14 protein-coding genes are annotated in these 19,318 nt (G+C 45.0%); 9 read left to right on the top strand and 5 right to left on the bottom strand.

What is annotated here, in order from left to right; translation table 11 throughout:
* Positions 1-22: 22 nt before the first annotated feature.
* Positions 23-973 carry a succinate--CoA ligase subunit alpha gene (locus tag AC3FZD_RS08145; protein WP_488739651.1) on the top strand — a complete coding sequence of 317 codons (951 nt, stop codon included), beginning with the start codon at positions 23-25 and terminating at the stop codon, positions 971-973.
* 10 nt (positions 974-983) lie between these two features.
* Here AC3FZD_RS08145 and AC3FZD_RS08140 read toward each other — a convergent pair whose 3' ends face one another.
* Positions 984-2,603, bottom strand: a complete 1,620-nt coding sequence (locus AC3FZD_RS08140) for a ShlB/FhaC/HecB family hemolysin secretion/activation protein (RefSeq protein ID WP_488739650.1) — start codon at positions 2,601-2,603, stop codon at positions 984-986.
* Positions 2,604-2,708: 105 nt separating this feature from the next.
* Here AC3FZD_RS08140 and AC3FZD_RS08135 point away from each other — a divergent pair, with 105 nt between their 5' ends.
* From AC3FZD_RS08135 to AC3FZD_RS08125, 3 genes are all read left to right on the top strand, one after another.
* Entirely contained in the window at positions 2,709-2,897 is a 189-nt protein-coding gene (locus AC3FZD_RS08135) for a DUF4089 domain-containing protein (protein WP_488739649.1), read from the top strand.
* Positions 2,894-4,303, top strand: a complete 1,410-nt coding sequence (locus tag AC3FZD_RS08130; protein WP_488739648.1) for an AtzE family amidohydrolase — start codon at positions 2,894-2,896, stop codon at positions 4,301-4,303. Before AC3FZD_RS08135 ends, AC3FZD_RS08130 begins: the two co-directional genes overlap by 4 nt.
* Positions 4,304-4,406: 103 nt before the next feature.
* Positions 4,407-6,755 (top strand): hybrid sensor histidine kinase/response regulator, encoded by a 2,349-nt coding sequence (locus tag AC3FZD_RS08125; RefSeq protein ID WP_488739647.1) that lies wholly within the window; start codon positions 4,407-4,409, stop codon positions 6,753-6,755.
* A 37-nt stretch (positions 6,756-6,792) separates the two neighbouring features.
* Here the strand turns inward: AC3FZD_RS08125 and AC3FZD_RS08120 are convergent, their stop codons facing one another.
* Positions 6,793-8,313, bottom strand: a complete 1,521-nt coding sequence (locus AC3FZD_RS08120) for a peptidoglycan-binding protein (RefSeq protein ID WP_488739646.1) — start codon at positions 8,311-8,313, stop codon at positions 6,793-6,795.
* 36 nt (positions 8,314-8,349) lie between these two features.
* The gene (locus AC3FZD_RS08115; protein WP_488739645.1) at positions 8,350-9,348 is read right to left on the bottom strand and encodes a DMT family transporter; all 999 of its coding nucleotides are present in this window, start codon (positions 9,346-9,348) and stop codon (positions 8,350-8,352) included.
* Positions 9,349-9,632: 284 nt separating this feature from the next.
* Here AC3FZD_RS08115 and sppA point away from each other — a divergent pair, with 284 nt between their 5' ends.
* The 4 genes from sppA (at position 9,633) to AC3FZD_RS08095 (ending at position 17,937) form a co-directional block, all read left to right on the top strand.
* The gene (gene sppA / locus AC3FZD_RS08110; protein ID WP_488739644.1) at positions 9,633-10,454 is read left to right on the top strand and encodes a signal peptide peptidase SppA; all 822 of its coding nucleotides are present in this window, start codon (positions 9,633-9,635) and stop codon (positions 10,452-10,454) included.
* A gap of 67 nt (positions 10,455-10,521) precedes the next feature.
* On the top strand, positions 10,522-10,905 hold the full coding sequence (aroH, locus tag AC3FZD_RS08105) for a chorismate mutase (protein WP_488739643.1): 384 nt from the start codon (positions 10,522-10,524) through the stop codon (positions 10,903-10,905).
* A 139-nt stretch (positions 10,906-11,044) separates the two neighbouring features.
* Positions 11,045-16,837: a PAS domain S-box protein gene (locus tag AC3FZD_RS08100; RefSeq protein WP_488739642.1), complete on the top strand. Its 5,793-nt coding sequence runs from the start codon at positions 11,045-11,047 to the stop codon at positions 16,835-16,837.
* A 2-nt stretch (positions 16,838-16,839) separates the two neighbouring features.
* Complete coding sequence (locus AC3FZD_RS08095) at positions 16,840-17,937, top strand: hybrid sensor histidine kinase/response regulator (RefSeq protein ID WP_488739641.1); 1,098 nt, start codon at positions 16,840-16,842, stop codon at positions 17,935-17,937.
* A gap of 13 nt (positions 17,938-17,950) precedes the next feature.
* On the opposite strand, the gene AC3FZD_RS08090 is transcribed toward AC3FZD_RS08095, so the two are convergent.
* Positions 17,951-18,202: a hypothetical protein gene (locus AC3FZD_RS08090; RefSeq protein ID WP_488739640.1), complete on the bottom strand. Its 252-nt coding sequence runs from the start codon at positions 18,200-18,202 to the stop codon at positions 17,951-17,953.
* A gap of 97 nt (positions 18,203-18,299) precedes the next feature.
* On the bottom strand, positions 18,300-18,707 hold the full coding sequence (locus AC3FZD_RS08085; RefSeq protein ID WP_488739639.1) for a YraN family protein: 408 nt from the start codon (positions 18,705-18,707) through the stop codon (positions 18,300-18,302).
* A gap of 68 nt (positions 18,708-18,775) precedes the next feature.
* Here AC3FZD_RS08085 and AC3FZD_RS08080 point away from each other — a divergent pair, with 68 nt between their 5' ends.
* Positions 18,776-19,285, top strand: coding sequence for a pentapeptide repeat-containing protein (locus tag AC3FZD_RS08080; protein WP_488739638.1), 510 nt, complete (start codon positions 18,776-18,778; stop codon positions 19,283-19,285).
* Positions 19,286-19,318 lie beyond the last annotated feature (33 nt).

Here is a 19,318-nt window from a genome sequence, read left to right as displayed (position 1 = left end):
AAACAAAGTGCCCTAATTACCTATGAACTTTAGTCAGACTCAAAAAGTATTAGTCCAAGGAATTAATCAGGCTTTAGGACGAATCCATGGCCGGTTGATGAAGGAGTATGGCACGAATGTGGTAGCGGGGGTGAGTGCTGGAAATGGGGGCCAAGACCTTGAAGGTATTCCGACCTTTGACTTGGTAGAAGAGGCTGTCAGTCAGATGGAGGGAATTGAGACTTCGTTAATTTTTGTACCCCCCTACGAAATGCTGGATGCGGCCCTAGAAGCGATTGCTGCTGGAATTCGCAATCTGATTTTAATTCCCTCTGGAATGCCTCCCCTGGATATGGTGAAACTGCTGCGTAAAGCGGAAGTGACGGAAACCTTAGTTTTGGGGCCCAATTGTCCGGGGATTATTGTACCCGGTCAAGTGCTACTGGGAACCCATCCCACCCAATGTTATACTCCGGGACGCATTGGTTTAATCAGTTGCACGGATACTCTCACCTATCAGGTGGCTCTAGAGTTAAGTCAGGCTGGATTAGGTCAATCAGTGGGAGTAGGTTTAGGCCGAGAAACCATTTTAGGCTCTTCTTTTGCCCAATGGTTACAAATATTAGAAGAAGACGATCAGACTGATGCGATCGTTTTGGTGGGTGAGATTGATGGTCTGGGGGGAGAAGAACAAGCAGCCCAATATATTATGGAAGCGATTGATAAACCAGTAGTGGCCTATTTAGCCGGTCAAAGGGCCCCCCAACCCCGTCGTAAGGGCCATGCTGCCACTTTAATTGCTTCCCGGTTATTGGTGAGCGAGACGAAAGCGGGACGGGGTGCGATCGTGAGTACAGATATGGGCGATCGCAAGTTAGAGGCCTTTCAAATGGGTAAAATTCCAGTAGCCCAGAAACCGAGTGATATTCCTAAATTGCTGAAAAATCAATTAAAACCCACTTCATCAGCTAAAGGACGGAAAAATCAGAAGTAACGATAGGGCATTAAAACGGCTGATAGAAAATAAAGAAGGAAAAACCATTATCCTGCCAAGTTCCTCGATCGAAGGGACTATCCGTTAAAGCAATTCCCCATTGCACGGTGGCAGTCAAATTTTTCTGTTCCCAGCGCCATCCTATGCCTAGAGAAGATAACTGTTGGCTATCCCTACCGGAGAAATTCCAACCGATGCCATAATCAAAAAAAGGAGTCAATTGGATTTGGGCATCCCATCGGGGAATTTTAAATACAGGAAAGCGCAATTCTAAAGCAGAAAACCAACCACTATCAGTTAGTATGCCGTCTTGACGATAACCGCGTACAGTGTCTAATCCCCCTAAGCGAAAGGCTTCTAGGGGCAGTAAAGGATTAGTCGCAACTTGCAGTTGGCTACGCCAGAGTAATAGGTTTTCTTCACCCCAAAGTTTAGACCATTGCCCTTGTAAATGCCAGGCAAAAAAATGATTATCGGGCAGGGGATCGGGGTTTTCAGTCACTCCAAAAAGATTAATTCCCAAACTGAATTGAGAGCGCAAAAATAACACTTCTGTGGGATTGCGTTTCATCCATTCTTGGAAGAATCTTAAAGCGGTTACTCCCGTGCGTCCTTGACGATCTGCACCTAAAGCGAGGGGGAATTCTCGATCTTGTAAAAAAGTTTCGCTTTCTTGACGCGATAAAGTCACTCCGATCGCCAATTCTTCCGTCGGATTTTGTAAAATCGGTTGCCGGAAGCCGAGTTCATAATAGCGCGATGCGGTTTCTAAATCGAGGGGATTCAATGGCTCTTCGATAATCTCGCTATTTGTCCTACCATAGGCAAGTTCTAGGGTTCCATTGCGCGGATTGAGGGGAAAAGTATAGCGAACATCAATGCTGTGACTGCCGTCAGTCTGGTAATAATCGAAACTGAGGCGATCGCCCCATCCCAACAAATTACCCTCGGTTAACCCGAATCCTCGGCGAAAACTGCCCACACTGGGTAAACCAGCATGATCAGCCACAATCCGTCCCTGCAAGGAATCAGCTTCCCTAATCTTAACCCTGAGCCGACTTAAGCCAGGTTGGCTGCTGGTGGATAACTCACTTGATAGACTCTCAATCAGGGGATTCACTTGCAGGAGTTGCAATCCCTGTAATAAACGATTGACATTAAGAGGCTTTTGCGTGGCTAAACCCAGCCGCTCTTGAATATAAGTCGTGCGTAAGAGTCGATTTCCGGTGACCTCAATCTCCTCAATTCCTCCCTCTACCACCTGAATAATAACGACACCTCTCTGAAGTTCTTGGGGAGGAATAAATGCTCCAGAATTGATATAGCCGCGATCGCGATAGGCTTGGGTAATCTCGTCGCTCACTTGAAATAATTCCGCTAGGGAAAGGGGACGGTTCGTAAAAGAAGCAGTAAGGGTAGCCAATTCTTCAGCCCTGAAGACCGTACTCCCGATGACCTCAAATTGCTGAACCGTAATCTGGGTGGGCAGATCGCCAGACTCCGGTAAGGGGAGAGGAGGAACTGATTCTTGGGCATTGATTACTCCATGATTTATGCCCAAAGAGAATAAACCCCCAGATATCACTACCGAGATCCATGAAGAAACCTTAAACCCTTGTCGCCAAACCATACCAGAATGAGGAAAATAGAATGGGTAGGGAACAGGGAATAGGGAATAGGCCATCCTCCCCATCTTCCCCATCCTCCTTATCTTCCCCATCCTTTCATCTGTCCTATGAATATTCAAGACTCCGATCTAGAAACCTTTGTAGTACAAATGGCATCCCTGCTGGATTTACCTCCAGAATGGGCTAATCAGCCAGGGGTGATCGAAAATATGACTCGGTTGATGGCGATCGCCCAATCCCTCAACCAATTTCCTTTGCCTGAAGATCTTGAAGTTGCTCCCATATTTAAACCATGACGTTGGATCTTGACTATCTGGATGGGGTGGCGATCGCCCGTGGAGTCTGCAACCAGCAATATCGTGCCCAAGAAATTATGGAGGCCACCTTAAACCGTATTGCTCTCCATAATCCGGCTCTCAACTGTTTTACTACTTTGTTGGCAGAGGAAGCTTTAGAAAAAGCCAAAGCCTTAGATCGAGGCTTAGAGAGGGGGGACAGACCAGGGGCCCTAGCTGGGGTTCCCTTTGCAGTGAAGAATTTATTTGATATTGCTGGAGTGACCACGGTTGCGGGTTCCAAGATCCATCGCTCCCATGCTCCCGCTCTCTCAGATGCTACGGCGATCGCTCGTTTAAAAAGAGCCGGGGCGATTCTGGTGGGGGCCTTGAATATGGATGAATATGCTTATGGGTTTGTCACCGAAAATGCCCATTATGGCCCCACCCATAACCCCCATGACCCCTCTCGGATTGCTGGAGGCTCATCCGGAGGTTCAGCCGCAGCCGTGGCTGGGGGTTTAGTGCCCTTTAGCTTAGGCTCAGATACCAATGGTTCGATCCGGGTTCCGGCAGCGTTGTGCGGCGTTTATGGCTTGAAACCCACCTATGGCCGTCTTTCCCGTGCCGGGGTGATGTTGTTTTCCAGTAGCCTAGATCATATTGGCCCCTTTGGGCGTTCCGTGCGAGATATGGCAACGTTGTTTGATATTTTGCAAGGGGAAGATCCCCTCGATCCGGTCTGTTGCACTCTACCCCCCGAACCCTGCCTGCCCCAACTGCATCAGAAAATCGAAGACCTGCGAATGGCGATCGCCGATGATTATTTTACTCAAGGGGGAGATCCAGAGGTTTTTGAAGCCTTGGAACAGGTGGCTCAGGTGTTAGGGGTAACGGAGAAAGTGAAGCTCTCCCAGGCAGAGCAAGCCAGGGAAGCTGCTTATCTGATTACTGCTAGTGAGGGAGCCAATCTACATTTACCCGATTTGAAAGCCTCCCCCCAAGACTTCGATCCGGCTACCCGCGATCGCTTTTTCGCTGGGGCCATGATTCCGGTACAATGGTATTTAAATGCACAGCGTTTTCGACGCTGGTATCGCGATCGCATCCGGGCAATCTTTCGGGAAGTCGATGTCATTCTCGCACCCACTACCCCCTGTGTCGCTACCCCCATCGGTCAAACCACCCTCAATATCAAGGGAGCAGAAGTCTTACTGCGTCCTAATTTAGGTCGCTATACTCAACCCCTCTCCTTCATTGGATTACCGGTTTTATCCGTTCCTGTCCATCGACCCCATCAACTCCCTGTAGGGGTACAAATTATGGCCGCTCCCTACAATGAGGCGCTCATTTTGCGCGTAGCTGCTGTTCTAGAAGCTCAAGGGGTAATCTGTGCCTCCGTAGCCTCTGGGCAACCCAAACCTTAAGGATGTCCTGAGTATCCGTCAACCTGAAAAAAAGGAGCTTCTACAGTAGACAAGTGGGGAATTAAGATATAAAAACTACCATAAAATCCTGTTTTTAATATCTATGACCTTATTCGCAAAACCTTCCTCTGAGAGAAAATCCCTGAGAACGGTTTTAATTATTCCCTTTGTTGTACAAATTTCTGCCTCAGTGATCCTAACCGGTTGGCTATCCATTCGCAACGGACAAGAGGCAGTTAATAAGCTTGCCTTGGCACTGAGGGAGGAAATAGTGACCAGAGTACAGCTCTATTTAGATCGGTATTTAGAAACTCCCCATCTGATCAACCAACTGAATCTTCAAGAAGCTAAACTCAAACAATTTAACCTTCTTGATGCCGCTAGTCGAGAACAGCAATTCTGGAAACAGCTTAAGGTATTTTCTAGTATTGGCAATATTGCTTTTGGTAGCCATAATGGAGAGTTTACTGCTATTGAATATACCAGCGATCGCTCGGATATTGTCCTGCAAATCTCCGATGCCTCCACCCAGTACCAAATGACCACCTATCGTTTAGATGAAAATGGCGATCGCGCCGGTATTATTGCCGTGCAACCCGCCTTTGACCCTCGAACTCGGAGCTGGTACAAAAATACTCTGTTACAAAATGCGCCCTCTTGGAATCCCATTTTTAGCTTTTTTTCTGATGATAGCCTTTTAGTTTTACCCACTAGCATCCGCGTTTATGGTGAACAAGGACAAGTTTTAGGAGTCTTAACTGTCCGTCTTTATCTGTCTCAAATTAACGAATTTTTATCGAGCTTAAAAATTGGCAAGACGGGCAAAATTTTTATTATGGAACGAGATGGTACTCTCGTAGCCAGTTCTGTCCCCGAACCCGTCACTCTCAAAACCACAGAGGGCGTGCAACGAGTCCAAGCCAAAAATGCCGAAAATGCCCTAATTCGCCTAGCTGCTCAAACTCTAGAACAAAAATATGCAAATTTAGCCGCCATTGATACAGTGGAACAACTCGATTTTAATCTAGAGGGCGATCGCCAGTTAGTTGAAGTTATTCCCTACCGCGACAAACGAGGATTAGATTGGTTAGTGGTCATTGTCGTTCCAGAATCCGATTTTATGGAACAAATTAATGCTAATACTCAGATTACCATCATCATGTGTATTGGAGCTTTAATCTTGTCCATACTCTTAGGGATTGTCATGGCTGAATGGGTCATACAACCCATTATTCGTCTCAATCAAGCGGCTAAAGATATTGCTAAGGGAAAATGGGAGAGCCGGATTGATATTAAGCGCAACGATGAAGTCGGCCAACTTGCTCAGTCTTTCAAAAATATGGCAGAGCAACTCCAAAATATTTTTGTCACTTTAGAACAAAAAGTTGCAGAGCGAACCGCAGAATTACAGGCATCTAATCAAGAATTGGCCCGGGCAAAACAGCAAGCAGAAGTTGCTAATCAAGCCAAGAGCGATTTTTTAGCCAACATGAGTCATGAACTGCGAACCCCCCTAAATGGCATCCTCGGCTATGCCCAACTCTTGCAGAGAAGCTCCCAATTAGGCGATCGGGAGTATCATAGAGTTAATATTATTTATCAATGTGGATCTCATTTACTGACCTTGATTAATGAAATTTTAGATTTATCTAAAATCGAGGCAGGCAAGTTAGAGTTAGTGCCTGCTCCTGTCTGTTTGCCCTATGTCTTACAAAGTGTGGTAGAAATCTGTAGAATTCGTGCCCAGGAAAAGAAAGTTCAGTTCATTTATCAGCCTAGTTCCCAACTGCCTGAACGAGTTGAAGTGGATGAAAAAAGGCTGCGACAAGTTTTAATTAATTTATTAGCTAATGCCATTAAGTTTACAGATTATGGTTGGGTGATATTAAGGGTAAACGTACTGGAATTATCACCAACCAATGCTTCTATTCTCTTTCAGGTGATTGATACAGGAATGGGTATTGCCCTAGAAGACCAACAGAAACTCTTTGAAGCCTTTGAACAGGCAGGAAATCGACACCAACAATCCCAAGGAACAGGTCTGGGATTAACGATTTCCCAACGTATTGTGCAACTGATGGGAGGGACTCTTGGGGTCAAAAGCCAACTGGGTGAAGGGAGCGAATTTTTCTTTACTCTTCATATTCCCTTAGTTCACAATGGATTGCCCCAGGGCAAACCTTTAAATTTAGAATGGCTGTATGAGACTCCAGAAAACCCAGGAGAGAGAAAAGAAACCCTAGAAAAAAAAGACCCCTATCCCATCCCGTTACCTCCCCATCAAGACCTTGAAGAATTGTTGCAACTTACCCAAGAAGCCGATACTATCGCTATTCGCGAAAAAATAGCTACTTGGGAAGGAAATTATGCAGAGTTTTCTGAACTCATTCTTAAACTCGCCCATGAATTTAAAGTGGAAGAAATTGAAGTTTTATTAGCACACTATTTATAATGATCTGAGCTGGTAATGGCTATGGGAAATGACTTTCTTAATCCTCATCATCTAAAAAATCATCGGATGAATCAGAAGACTTTTTCTCTTTCAGTTTTACCCGATTTGACATGGCGCTAATCCGTCGCAATTGTAGCACTGCCCACTCTGCCACTTCTTGTACTTCTTCATCAGGGTCATCCACTGCATGACACATCATATGACTGACGGTAGCAATCAGTTCATACATGCGAGTAAAATCTCGAATCGCATTTTTTCTCACTTCCGGATTCTCATCCTGCAAAGATAAGGATAAGGCTCGATTCATGGGCTTAATAGTTTTTACACCAATTTCCGATAGGGCAGATAAAATGAGGGTGCGCTGTCCTGAATCGGAATCAAAGAGTAAATTAAGCAAGGGTTTTACAGCTAAAGAGTTACCCCGTTGTCCCAATTCCCAAATGGCTTGGCGGCGTTTTTGGGGATCGGTATTTTCTAAGTCTTTAATTAAGTCTTCAACAAGGGCGAGTTTGGGTAAACGGGTAGTTTCATTAATGGGCAAGATCTGATGATTTTCTTCAGATTCTTGGGGCGATTCTTCTGAAGGTGGATCTTCTTTTTTTAGTTCTGGATGGCTTGTTTTTTCCTGGAGAATTGGCTCAGGTTGCTCTTCGGATAAGCTTTGTGATTCTGTTTCTCGATCGCCAGGGTTGAGTTGACCATTGCGAAGTTTTTCGAGAGCGGCTTGAGCCAGGGAAGGCATGAGTTCAGGTGGTGAAGTATCCGGTTCGGTATCAGGATCATCTTCTTCATCTTCAAAGTCGTCTTCTTCGTCTCCTCGGTTGAGAAGTTTAAGCAGGATAAAAATGGTTCCTCCTAAAATGGTTAAGCCTCCTAAACCCATCATTACCCAACCGAGTATCCCTGGTTTCTTAGAGGTTTTTTTGTTGTTTCGGGGTTTGCTTTCTTCGGCTTGGGTTTCCTTGGGAGTCTGAGTAATGGGGGCGGAGTCTAATTTATCCCAAGTATTTTGACCGACTTGACCATCGCCAGTTAAGCCTTGGGCGTTTTGAAAGGCGATCGCTGCCTCCTGGGTGGTTTGGGCAAAAATACCATCCACTTCCCCTTGAAAATAGCCTAGGTTTTTAAGCTGTTGTTGAAGTTGTTTCACCTCTTCTCCCTGAGCGCCTAGGGTCAGAAATGGCCTGGGGATGCGTTTTTTTTCGGCTTCTTCTAAGGCAATTTGGCTATTATTGCGATAAAAGTCAATTCTCTCTTGCGCTTTGGCATAACAGTCATCTTCTGGGGGCACTTGAGCCATGAGGTCGGCGGCTTGTTGCCATTGCTGGGAAATCTGAGTCCATTGCCCGGCAGTGGTGGCGCTTTTTCCAGCTTGATTGGCTTTTTGGGCTAATTCTAGACCTTGGGCGCAGGCATTTTCGGAAGCTTGGGCCAGCTTGATCGCTTGGCTCTCTCCAGGGGGGGATAGGGGAGACCGGGCGATCGCCGCCGTCCCAGAACTAATGATTCCTAGACTGGCAAGGGTACTAAAAATGCATAGGGGGAGGCGATGGGACATTAGGGTAAGCCGTTGCCGGAGAGGCGAGTTGATGAATCAGGATCTATGAGTCTGTGATACCTTGGATTGCTTTGAGTGGCAAGCAAATTTAAGGTTAAATTTGGCCGCTAGGATTTCCCGTTGGTTGACGAGGTAGATACTGATTAGGGTTAAACCTACACCTAGCCATTGTAGGGGACTAAGGACTTCTTCTAGGATCAGATTACCAAAGAGGAGGGCAAAGACGGGGGTGAGGAAGGTGAGGGAACTAAGGCTGGTGAGGTTGCCGGAGGAGGCGAAGTAGAAAAAGAGTCCGTAGGAGATGGCACTGCCGAAAAGGGTGGAATAGGCGATCGCCAGCCAATCCGGGAGTAACAGATGATCCCACTGGTGGCTTTCCCAAACTCCAGAGGCAAGCATGAGGGGGAGTCCACCCAGGATCATATGCCAACCGGTGGCGATCACGGGGTCGGCATGACGGCTGACATAGCGGATGAGAATAGTTCCTACTGCCATGGAGAGAGCCGCAAAGAGCATTAAGCCTTGTCCGTTCTGGAAAATTTGGCTAATATCGATCCGATCGAGAGGGAAGCCGCCTAAAATCCATTCATCGGGTAATCCAATCAGACTGATGCCACAGACTCCCAAGATTAAACCCAATGCCCCCCACCAACCAATGGTTTCCCCGAATAACCAGGCAGCCATCAGGGCTACGGCGAGGGGTTGGGAGTCAATCATCACGGAGCCAAGTCCGGCATGGGTTCTGACTAATCCTTGGGCGAGAAAGCCTTGGAAGAGGGTTCCATCGATGAGGGCGAAGAGGCTAATCCATAACCAGGCTTTGATGCCTTGGGGTTGGGGACGTTGGGTGAGCCAACTGGCAAGCAGGATTAACAGTCCGGCAGGGACAAGGCGCAGGGTGGCAACGAAGAAGGGGGTAGTGTGGGGGAGGGAACCTTTCATGGCTACCATGGCTGTTCCCCAGAAGAAGAAGGGGGAAATGAGGAGCAGGGAGAAGAGCCAAGGGGATTGAGAGTTGAGGGATTTTAGGTGCATGTTTCCAGAGTTGAGGGTGACAGGCTAAGTTAGCCCTTTTCCTAAATCCCTCTCCCACGGGAGAGGGACTTTTTCCCCTTCTCCCTTCGACTTCGCTCAGGGCAGCGCCTGTGGGAGAAAGGGCTAGGGGATGAGGGAACTTGGCAAATCGTTAAGATACATTGTAATGGTTGTAGATTTGTAAAAGAATCAGTGGAGAAGAACCGTTTAAAGATAATTGGCTCAAGGGATAATGGGTTAAGGGGGCTGATTCGTCTTGTTCTCTGTCAATATCTAGGTTAATCATGATTTGGTTTTTTAAGTCAAAAGCACGCAAACAAATTGCTCGGATTGAAATTAATGGGGCGATCGCCTCTGGAACTCGCAAACGGGTTTTAGAAGCACTGAAAACGGTAGAAGAGAAAAAATACCCGGCTCTGCTACTGCGGATTGATTCTCCTGGGGGAACGGTGGGAGATTCCCAGGAAATTTATGCTGCCTTAATGCGACTGCGAGAGAAACTCAAAATCGTTGCTAGTTTTGGTAATATTTCTGCCTCTGGTGGTGTCTATATTGGCATGGGAGCTGAGTATATTGTCTCCAATCCGGGTACAATTACGGGTAGCATTGGTGTAATATTGCGAGGCAATAATTTAGAGCGCCTCTTAGATAAAATTGGGATCTCGTTTAAGGTGGTGAAATCTGGCCCCTATAAAGATATCTTGGCTTTTGACCGAGAATTAACTGAGGAAGAACAGGATATTCTGCAACAGATGATCGATACCAGTTATCAGCAGTTTGTGGAAACTGTCGCCCAATCTCGGAAGTTAGAAGTCGATCGGGTCAAAAGTTTTGCTGATGGTCGAATTTTTACCGGTGAACAGGCCTTAGAATTAGGGGTGGTTGACCGACTGGGAACGGAAGAAGATGCTCGTTGCTGGTTGGCGGAATTGGCGGGTCTTGATCCCCAGAAAACCCAGTGTAAAACCATTGAAGAACCGAAACCTTTGTGGAGTCGTATGATTAGTGGCGATAATCGGGTAAAATCAGGATTGCCTGCTGCGATGGACTGGTTGGAGTTTGAGGCATCAACCAATGGCTTGCCGTTATGGTTATACCGACCGTAAAGGGAGAGTCATTTTTTCTGTATCCAAACCAGACCAGCAATCATTACTAAGCATGGAGAAGAGGAACGTGGGTTGGCGAGTCCGGGCAATTCGTGGGGCAACGACAGTAGAGGAAAATACGGTTGAGGCGATCCAGGAAGCGGTCACCGAGTTACTCGATGAGCTAGACCGAAAAAACCAGCTTTGTCCTGACCAACTGATTAGTGTTACATTTTCAGTTACTCGCGATCTCGATGCGGTGTTTCCAGCAGCGATCGCCCGTCAAAGAGAAGGATGGGATCAAGTGCCTTTGTTGGATGTGCAACAAATGCATGTAGAAGGCGCTCTATCCCACTGTATCCGATTTCTGATTCATGCCTACTTACCTGGGGAGACTCATGTTACTCATCCCTACTTAAGAGGGGCGAAAAAGCTGCGACCGGACTTAAACCCTGATCTGAAGGTGGATTAACTGGGACTCTCAGATTCGAGTCAGGCTATGATGGGAGAAGTTCTATAGCCGAGATTCAGGCAGGGAAGACCTTTTATCCCTCAGAGTCTTGAAGGCTATAAATGTAACTTTGGGCTAGAACGATTCTGGCATGTGAATTATGTCCCTTGCTTCTACATCCTGGCAATTGCCGAGTCTAGAAAGTGTCTTGGATCGCTATCCTGTCGTGGTTGCACCGGATCTAACGGTAGAGGAGGCGATCGCCGGTTGGGATCGCCAAGCGTCCCATCCTTATTTGCTGGTGAGGCAAAAAAAACAGGTGTTAGGGGTGGTGACGGGATCGGATTACGAGCGGATGTACACCCATCGTCAGCAATGGGGAGCAGTACCGGTTGAACAGGTGATGACTCCCCAGGGCTTGAGTTTAACTTGGCAACCGGATTTAGATCTGTTGGCAGTGACGAAGTTGATGGTTGAGCGGCAGCTTGAGTATTTACCGATTCTCGATCGCCAACAGGATATCATGGGCGTAGTCTGTGCTAATCAACTACAACAAAGCTTACAAGGCCTAAATGCGATCGCCGTTTACTATGGTTTGGCCCAGCTTCAAGCCATACAGCAAAACCCCAACGATCGCCAAAATATTGATTTTCAGACCCTTCTCAATCGCACCGTTAAGGAGATTCATCAGGGTTTAAGGTGCGATCGGGTCTTAATTTATCGCTTTGAACCCGATGGTGGGGGCAGGGTAATTGCGGAAGCGGTGCATCCCTCCTGCCAATCTTTATTAGGCAGAGAGATTACCGATCCTCACTTTGGTGAAGATCTGTTTAAAGCCTATCAACATGGACGGACTCAAGTCACCGATGATATTGAATCGGGAGATCTAACCCCTTGTCATGTGGAGTTATTACGGAAAATTCAGGTGAGAGCAAACTTGGTGGTTCCCATTCTCCAAGAGGATCATTTGTGGGGATTACTGACAGCACAAGAGGCGATTACTGCTCGAAAGTGGTCTAGGGAGGATGAAGGGTTACTCAAACAACAAGCGGAACAATTGGCGATCGCCTTGAAACATAACTTACCCTTCCAAGATCTGCCCACCCAAGTGAGAGAACAGCAATGGATACAGTATGCCTTGGAACAGGAGCGCAACTTTACCCAAGCTATTCTCAGCGCCGTTGATGCCTTGGTGGTAGTGGTGAATCGTCAGGGTGAAATGATTTACTTTAACCGAGCTTGTCAAGATATCAGTGGTGTTCGGGAAAAACAGGCTCAAGGTGAAAAATTTTGGGAATTTCTGATTCCAGCCCCTGAGCAACCTCAGATCAAACGAGTGATACAGCAAGCGCTTAGGGGGGAAGCCACCCAGAGCTATCAATGTCATTGGCTCAGTCAAAATAGTCAACAACGCTGTATTGAGTGGTCAAACCAGATTTTTGGCGATCGGGGGATGATTACCCATCTGATTATCACTGGTATAGATTTAACCCAAAGGCGGGAAGCTCAAATCCAGCTTCGATGGCGCGATCTCCAACAACAAAGCCTCACCTATTTAAGTCAGTCTGCGATCGCCACCCCAGATCTCCAGGAGTTGATGCATAAAATCGTAGACGAGATCGCTAAAACCCTGCGGGTGGATTATGTAGAGCTGTTGGAACTCTTGCCCAATCAAGCCGCTTTTCAAATTAAAGCCGCCCATGGATTTAACTCCGTTCACCATCGCCGTCTTCAGCATTCCCTGGAACAGATTACTCTCAGTGCGACCCAAAATACACAACCGGGCTATACCTTATACTCTGGTAAATCAGTAGTCGTTGATGACCTGCGGTTAGAAACTCGGTTTCGCGGATCGGTATTAATTCATCAAGGGCGAGTGATTAGCAGCGTAACCACTATTATTCCCGGTTTAGAACATCCCTTTGGGGTTCTGGGGGTGCATACTAGGGAGCATCGTCATTTTAGTGCCGATGAAGTGCAATTTTTAGAGGCGATCGCCCATTTATTGGCTTCTGTCCTCGAACGACACCGACTCACGGAAGAATTAAACCAATTTTTTAACCTTTCCCTAGATTTCTTTTGTATTATCGGGTTTGATGGTTCTTTTAAGCGCATTAATCCTCGTTTTCAAGGACTATTGGGGTATAGTTCAGAACAACTGCCATCGAGTACCCTATTCGATTTTGTCCATCCTGATGATTTAGCTGCCACCCAAGCTCAAGTACAACAACTCGCTTCTAGAGTGCCCACGGTTAATTTTGAACATCGGTATCGCACTCAAGATGGCTCCTATCGGTGGATCTCCTGGACTGCCATGCCTGCCGATGAACCCTATTTTTATGCCGTCGGTCGAGATATCACAGAGCGACGAGAGATGGAAACCGCCTTGAAAAAAAGTCAACAACGCTACTTAACTTTAGCCAGTGCCTCTCCCGTGGGCATCTTTCAGACGGACAGTAAAGGTCATTGTTTATACGTTAATCAGCGCTGGTGCGAGATGACTGGTCTATTACCCCAAGACGCGATCATGGAAGGCTGGTCTCAAACCCTTCATCCACAAGACTCAGAGCGGGTGATGCAGGAATGGTATAAAGCCGTCCAGGAGCATCGCCCTTTTTCTGCTGAGTATCGCTTTCAACATGCTGATGGTACAGTGGTTTGGGTGGTGGGTCAGACGGTTGCTGATGTGGATGAAGAAGGAAAAATCACTGGATATGTGGGCAGCATTACAGATATCAGCGATCGCAAACAAGCCGAAGAAGCCCTTAAATATCTTAATCAAACCCTAGAAGATCAAGTCACTCAACGCACGGCTGATTTAGAAACCGCCAATGAAGCTCTCCGGTATGCCGAAGAACGGTTTAGAATCGCCCTTAAAAATTCGCCTATTGTTGTTTTTAACCAAGACTTAGATCTGCGATATACCTGGATTTATAACCCTGCTCTCGGTTATGAAGCAGAAGCAGTCATTGGCAAGTGCGATAGTGATTTATTTGCGCCAGAAGATGCCCAGAAACTAAGCAACATTAAGCAGCAAGTATTAGAATTACAGACTAGCCTGAGAGAAGAAGTCATCATCACCGATCGAGGGGACTTGAAGTGCTACGATTTAACCGTTGATCCCCTATTAAATTTAGACAATCAAATCATTGGAGTCACTTGTACTGCCCTAGATATTACTCATCGCAAAAAAGCCGAATTAGCCCTGCAAGAGAGCGAGCGATTTATTCAACGTATTGCTGATGCAAGTCCCAATATTTTATATATTTATGACTTAGAGAAACATCAGAATGTATATGCGAATAAAAATATTGCTGTGGTTTTAGGGTATACCCCCTCTGAGATTCAGGATATGGGCAATACCCTGTTTGAACAACTCATGCATCCAGAAGACAAACCTAAAGTCGCCCAGTTTCATCAATACTCGATCGATGCTAGTGATACAGAAATTCAGGAAATCGAATACCGAATGCGCGATCGCCAAGATCAATGGCATTGGTTCGTCAGTCGAGACATTATTTTTACTCGTAACGCCCAGGGAAAACCCACACAAATTTTAGGAGCTGCCTCCGATATCACCCAACGCAAACAAGTCGAAGAACAACTACGCTTGAGCGAACGAGCTATATCTGCCAGTAGCAATGGGATCGTCATTGTCGATGCCAAACAGCCCGATTTTCCCGTGATTTCTGTTAATCCTGCCTTTGAGCGCGTCACTGGATATTCAGCCCCAGAAATGATCGGTAAAAATTGTCGGATTCTGCAAGGCAAAGATCGCCATCAAGACGGGTTAAAAGTCATTCGTAACGCCCTAAAAAATGAGAAAAGTTGTACAGTCGTTCTCCGAAATTATCGTAAAGATGGAACTTTGTTTTGGAACCGAGTGACCATTTCTCCGATTCATGATGACCGGGGGATTTTAACCCATTATCTAGGCATTCAAAATAATATTACTGAAATTAAAGTAGCAGAAGAACGTTTACTCGCTAAAGTTAAACGGGAAGAGCTGTTTGGCATGATTACCCAACGCATTCGAGAATCCTTAGATCTGCAAGAGATCTTGACAACTACAGTCCAAGAAGTCAAACAACTTTTACTTTCAGATCGAGTATTGGTTTATCGCATCTTACCCAATCATAAAGGAAAAGTTATTGCTGAAGCTGTTAATCCAGGTTGGACTTGTACCTTAGATCGGAAATTCCCAGAAGAAACCTTCTCTACAGAATGCTATGATGAATGTATTACTAGAAAAACCGATGCTATATCTAATCTCGATCGAGCGGATACCTGTCCTTGCTTAGTTGATTTTTTAGAGCAATTTCAGGTCAAAAGTAAAATTGTAGTTCCCATTGTGCAAAATCAATTACTTTGGGGATTGTTAATTGTTCATCAATGCGATGGAACCAGAGATTGGAAAATAGAAGAAATTGAGTTATTAAAACAGATTGCTTCCCAGTTAGCGATCGCCATTCAACAATCAGAATATTATCAGCAACTGCAAAGAGAACTCAAAGAGCGCATTGTAGCCGAAAGAGCTTTGTTAATGAGCCAACAAAGGATTCAATATTTACTCTCTTCTAGTCCTGGTATCTTATACAGTTTCCGTGCCCATAATACTTTTGAACTCACCTTTGTAAGTGACAATGCTTATGATTTAATTGGTTATGAATTACTGGAAATGTTTGAGAATAACTTTTGGTGGAATCATGTCCATCCGGAAGATAAAATCAAAATTTCTAAGTACGGATTACAAGCTTTATTTGAACAAGGTTCCTATAACCATGAGTACCGTTTTTTGCATAAAGATGGCAGATATATCTGGATTTACGATCAACTCAATTTAGTCCGGGATGAGCAAGGAAATCCCTTAGAGATCATTGGCTATTGGATTGATATTACAGATCGCAAGCAAATCGAAGAAAAACTACAAGAAACTACTTCTCGACTAACGAGCTTAATTTCCAATTTACAATTGGGTGTTTTAGTCAAGGATGAAAACAATACAGTTGCTTTGGTTAATCAAGCCTTTTGTGATATCTTTAAAACCGATAACTGTTCCCATCGCTTGATTGGTCGAACATGGAGTAATATTGGAGAAGAATTTGCAGCCTTATTTGATAATCCCGAAAAAATTAGTCAGCAGCATCAATATATTTTGGCAAGTAAAAAAATAATCAATAATCAAGAGATTCGATTAGCTGACGGTCGCATACTAGAACAAAGTTATGTGCCAATATTTATTGATTCAATCGATCGCGGTCATCTCTGGATGTATCGAGATATTAGCGATCGCAAACAAGCGGAAAGTCGATTAGTGACTTCTTTACAAGAAAAAGAAATTCTTTTAAAGGAAATTCATCATCGGGTCAAAAATAATTTATTGGTGGTCTCTAATTTATTGGAATTTCAAGCTGATTATGTTAGCGATCCTAGCTTGATTAAGGTCTTAGAAGATAGTCGAAATCGTATTTATTCCATGGCTCTGATTCATGAAAAACTCTATCGCTCTATGACCCTAGATACGATTAACTTTGGCGAGTATTTAGAGGACTTAGTTCAAAACTTGTTTGAGTCTTATAATCTAGAAGAAAATCGAGTGACGTTTGATTTAGATATTGAACCGGTTCTGTTGAATATAGAAACGGCTCATCCCTGTGGTTTAATTGTCAATGAGTTATTATCCAATACTTTAAAACATGCTTTTCCTGAAGGAAGACAAGGAAATGTGAAAATTATCATGCATCAGGAAGATGACGATCGAATTATGGTCAAAGTAGCGGATAATGGAATTGGCTTTCCTGAAAATTTAGATTTTCGCCAGGTTGATTCTTTGGGCATGGAGTTGGTTTGTACCCTAACGGAACAATTAGAAGGTGAAATTACATTGTTGAGAAACCATGGCACAACGTTTGAATTACAATTTTCAGAGTTAAACTATCGTCAGAGGGTATAACTATGTCTGCTGTCAAAATTTTAATTGTTGAAGATGAATTACTGATTGCCAAAGGATTAGCCCGTAAATTAGAAAAATTAGGCTATGAAGTGGTGGCCATTGTTTCTTCTGGACAAGCAGCTCTTGACAGAATTGAAGAGGTTAGCCCGGATCTGATTTTAATGGATATTGTGATTAAAGGGGATATGGATGGTATTGAAACGACAGAAAAAATTAGAGAAAGATATAATATTCCCGTTATTTATGTAACTGCTTATGCGGACGATCATACTTTAGCTAGAGCGGAAGAAACGGGTTCTTATGGCTATTTACTGAAGCCATTCAAGGAACGAGAAGTTCATGCCACGATTAAGATGGCTCTCAAAAAACATCAGGAAAATTTGAATATAGAATCTTCCTTGGCTCAAGCAGAATATAGAAGTCAAGAAAAAACGGAATATATATCCCTTGCTTCCCATGATTTAAGAACGCCTTTGACGGCGATTCAAATGTCGGCGGGAATGTTACAACGCTATGGGAATAAGCTAACGGAAGATAAGAAAGATAAGCATTTAAAACGGATTCAAACGGCAGCGCAACATATGCAGCAGTTACTCGAAGATATTCTGACTTTAAGTCGGACTGAATCGGGTAAATTGGAGTTTCATCCGGAACCGATGAATGTGGCAGAGTTTTGTGAGGAGGTGATTGATGAAGTGAAGGCGATCGCCTCTTCTCAACATCACTTAGAATTGACCCTTTATGGAGAAAACCGGATTATTAATCTGGATTCCTTGGTTTTACGTCATATTCTTTCCAATTTACTCTCGAATGCGATCAAGTATTCCCCAGAGGGGGGAATGGTGAATCTTGATGTTACCCAAAGTGATGCTGAGGTGAAATTTGCAGTTCGCGATCGCGGGATTGGCTTGCCGATAGAGTATCAAAATAAACTTTTTGAACGGTTTGAACGAGCGGATAATGTGGGTAAAATTCCCGGCACGGGTTTAGGACTCTCGATTGTAAAGCGCTTAATCGATCTCCATGGTGGAGAAATTAAAGTAGAAAGTGAACAAGGAAAGGGAAGTGTTTTTACAGTCACCTTCCCTTGTATTTTCTAGCTCAACGAAGGGTTTAGGAGCAATAGCGATCGCTAACGACACGACTATAAGTATGTAAAGAAGGTTTGTCTGGATAGCGCGGATCTAAGGTAACGACAGACTCTAACTGCTTACAAACCCTCTGATGACTGCCGAGGCGATCGTATCCCCAGCTATAGACAACGGTATGCTGGCTAGGGGGTTGTGCTTGCACAGGATTAGAGATTAGGGTTGTCCAGAGCATGAGGGTAAATGCTCCTAGGAATAAAATCACGAATTTCAACATTAGGCGATCCTCATGATTGGGTAATCAGATGGTATTTCTTCGATCATAGAAGTTTTAACCCGGCTTTGAAATGGGTTAAATCACACAAGTTTGAGTCTTAAAATGCATCTTGAAGATAGTCTACGATCGCCAACTGAAAATTAGGGTAGATTATCGGTGGGGCGATCGCCCTCTCCACCCTTTCCCCCAAAGAGCTACAATACACTAGCGCCACATCAAAACGACACCCCCACTCAGAAAACTGCGGAGACTCAGCCAGGAATAATGCTGCCGCAGAGCGCAATTTCTCCTGTTTTCGAGACGAGATCGCCAGTAACCCATTGCCATCCCAATTTCCAGCACTGCGGGTTTTCACCTCCACAAATACCAACTCTTCCCCCCATTGGGCAATAATATCTAACTCTCCCCAACGACAATGCCAGCGACGATGCAAAATCTCCGCCCCTTGCTCTTGCAACCATTGGGCAACCCCTTCTTCCCCTTCCATTCCCAGATTAATCGTCACCTCTTTTCAGTCTCCACCTTCCCATAGGATGATGGTATCGCTGTTGAACACTTAAACCTACCATCATCATGACCCTCAAAATGATCCGTACTTATCTGATTTTATGGTTTAGCGTATTCCTAATCCTTGGCCTGAGCCTCACCGGAGGTATCGGCGCTCTTACGCCAGCCTTTGCCCAAAACTATGAAAAAGTAGACCTGAAAAGAGCCGATTTTTCGGGCAAAGACTTGAAAGAAGCCCAATTCGATCAAGCAGATCTAACCGAAAGTAGCTTTGTGGGGGCAGACTTGCGGGGAGCCAGCTTATTTGGAGCCAAATTAATTAGAGCTAATTTAGAAGGAGCCGATCTCAGATATGCCACCATTGGAGAAGCGAATTTTAGAAAGGCGAACTTAAAAAATGTTCTCTTTGAAGGGGCATTTGCCCAACTAGCCAGCTTTAGAGATGCTAATATCGAGGGAGCCGATTTTACTGATGTGATTCTCCGAGATGATGCTCAAAAATACCTCTGTGCGATCGCCACAGGAACCAATCCCATCACCGGAGAAAACACCCGCGATACCCTCTACTGTGACTAAAATCATCTATGATCTCCCTGCCCGATCTGGGCA

It is taken from the genome of Roseofilum sp. KMC-1, from assembly GCF_057802075.1.
The sequence above is the reverse complement of the archived record's forward strand: the minus strand, read 5'-3'. Positions and strand labels throughout refer to the sequence as shown.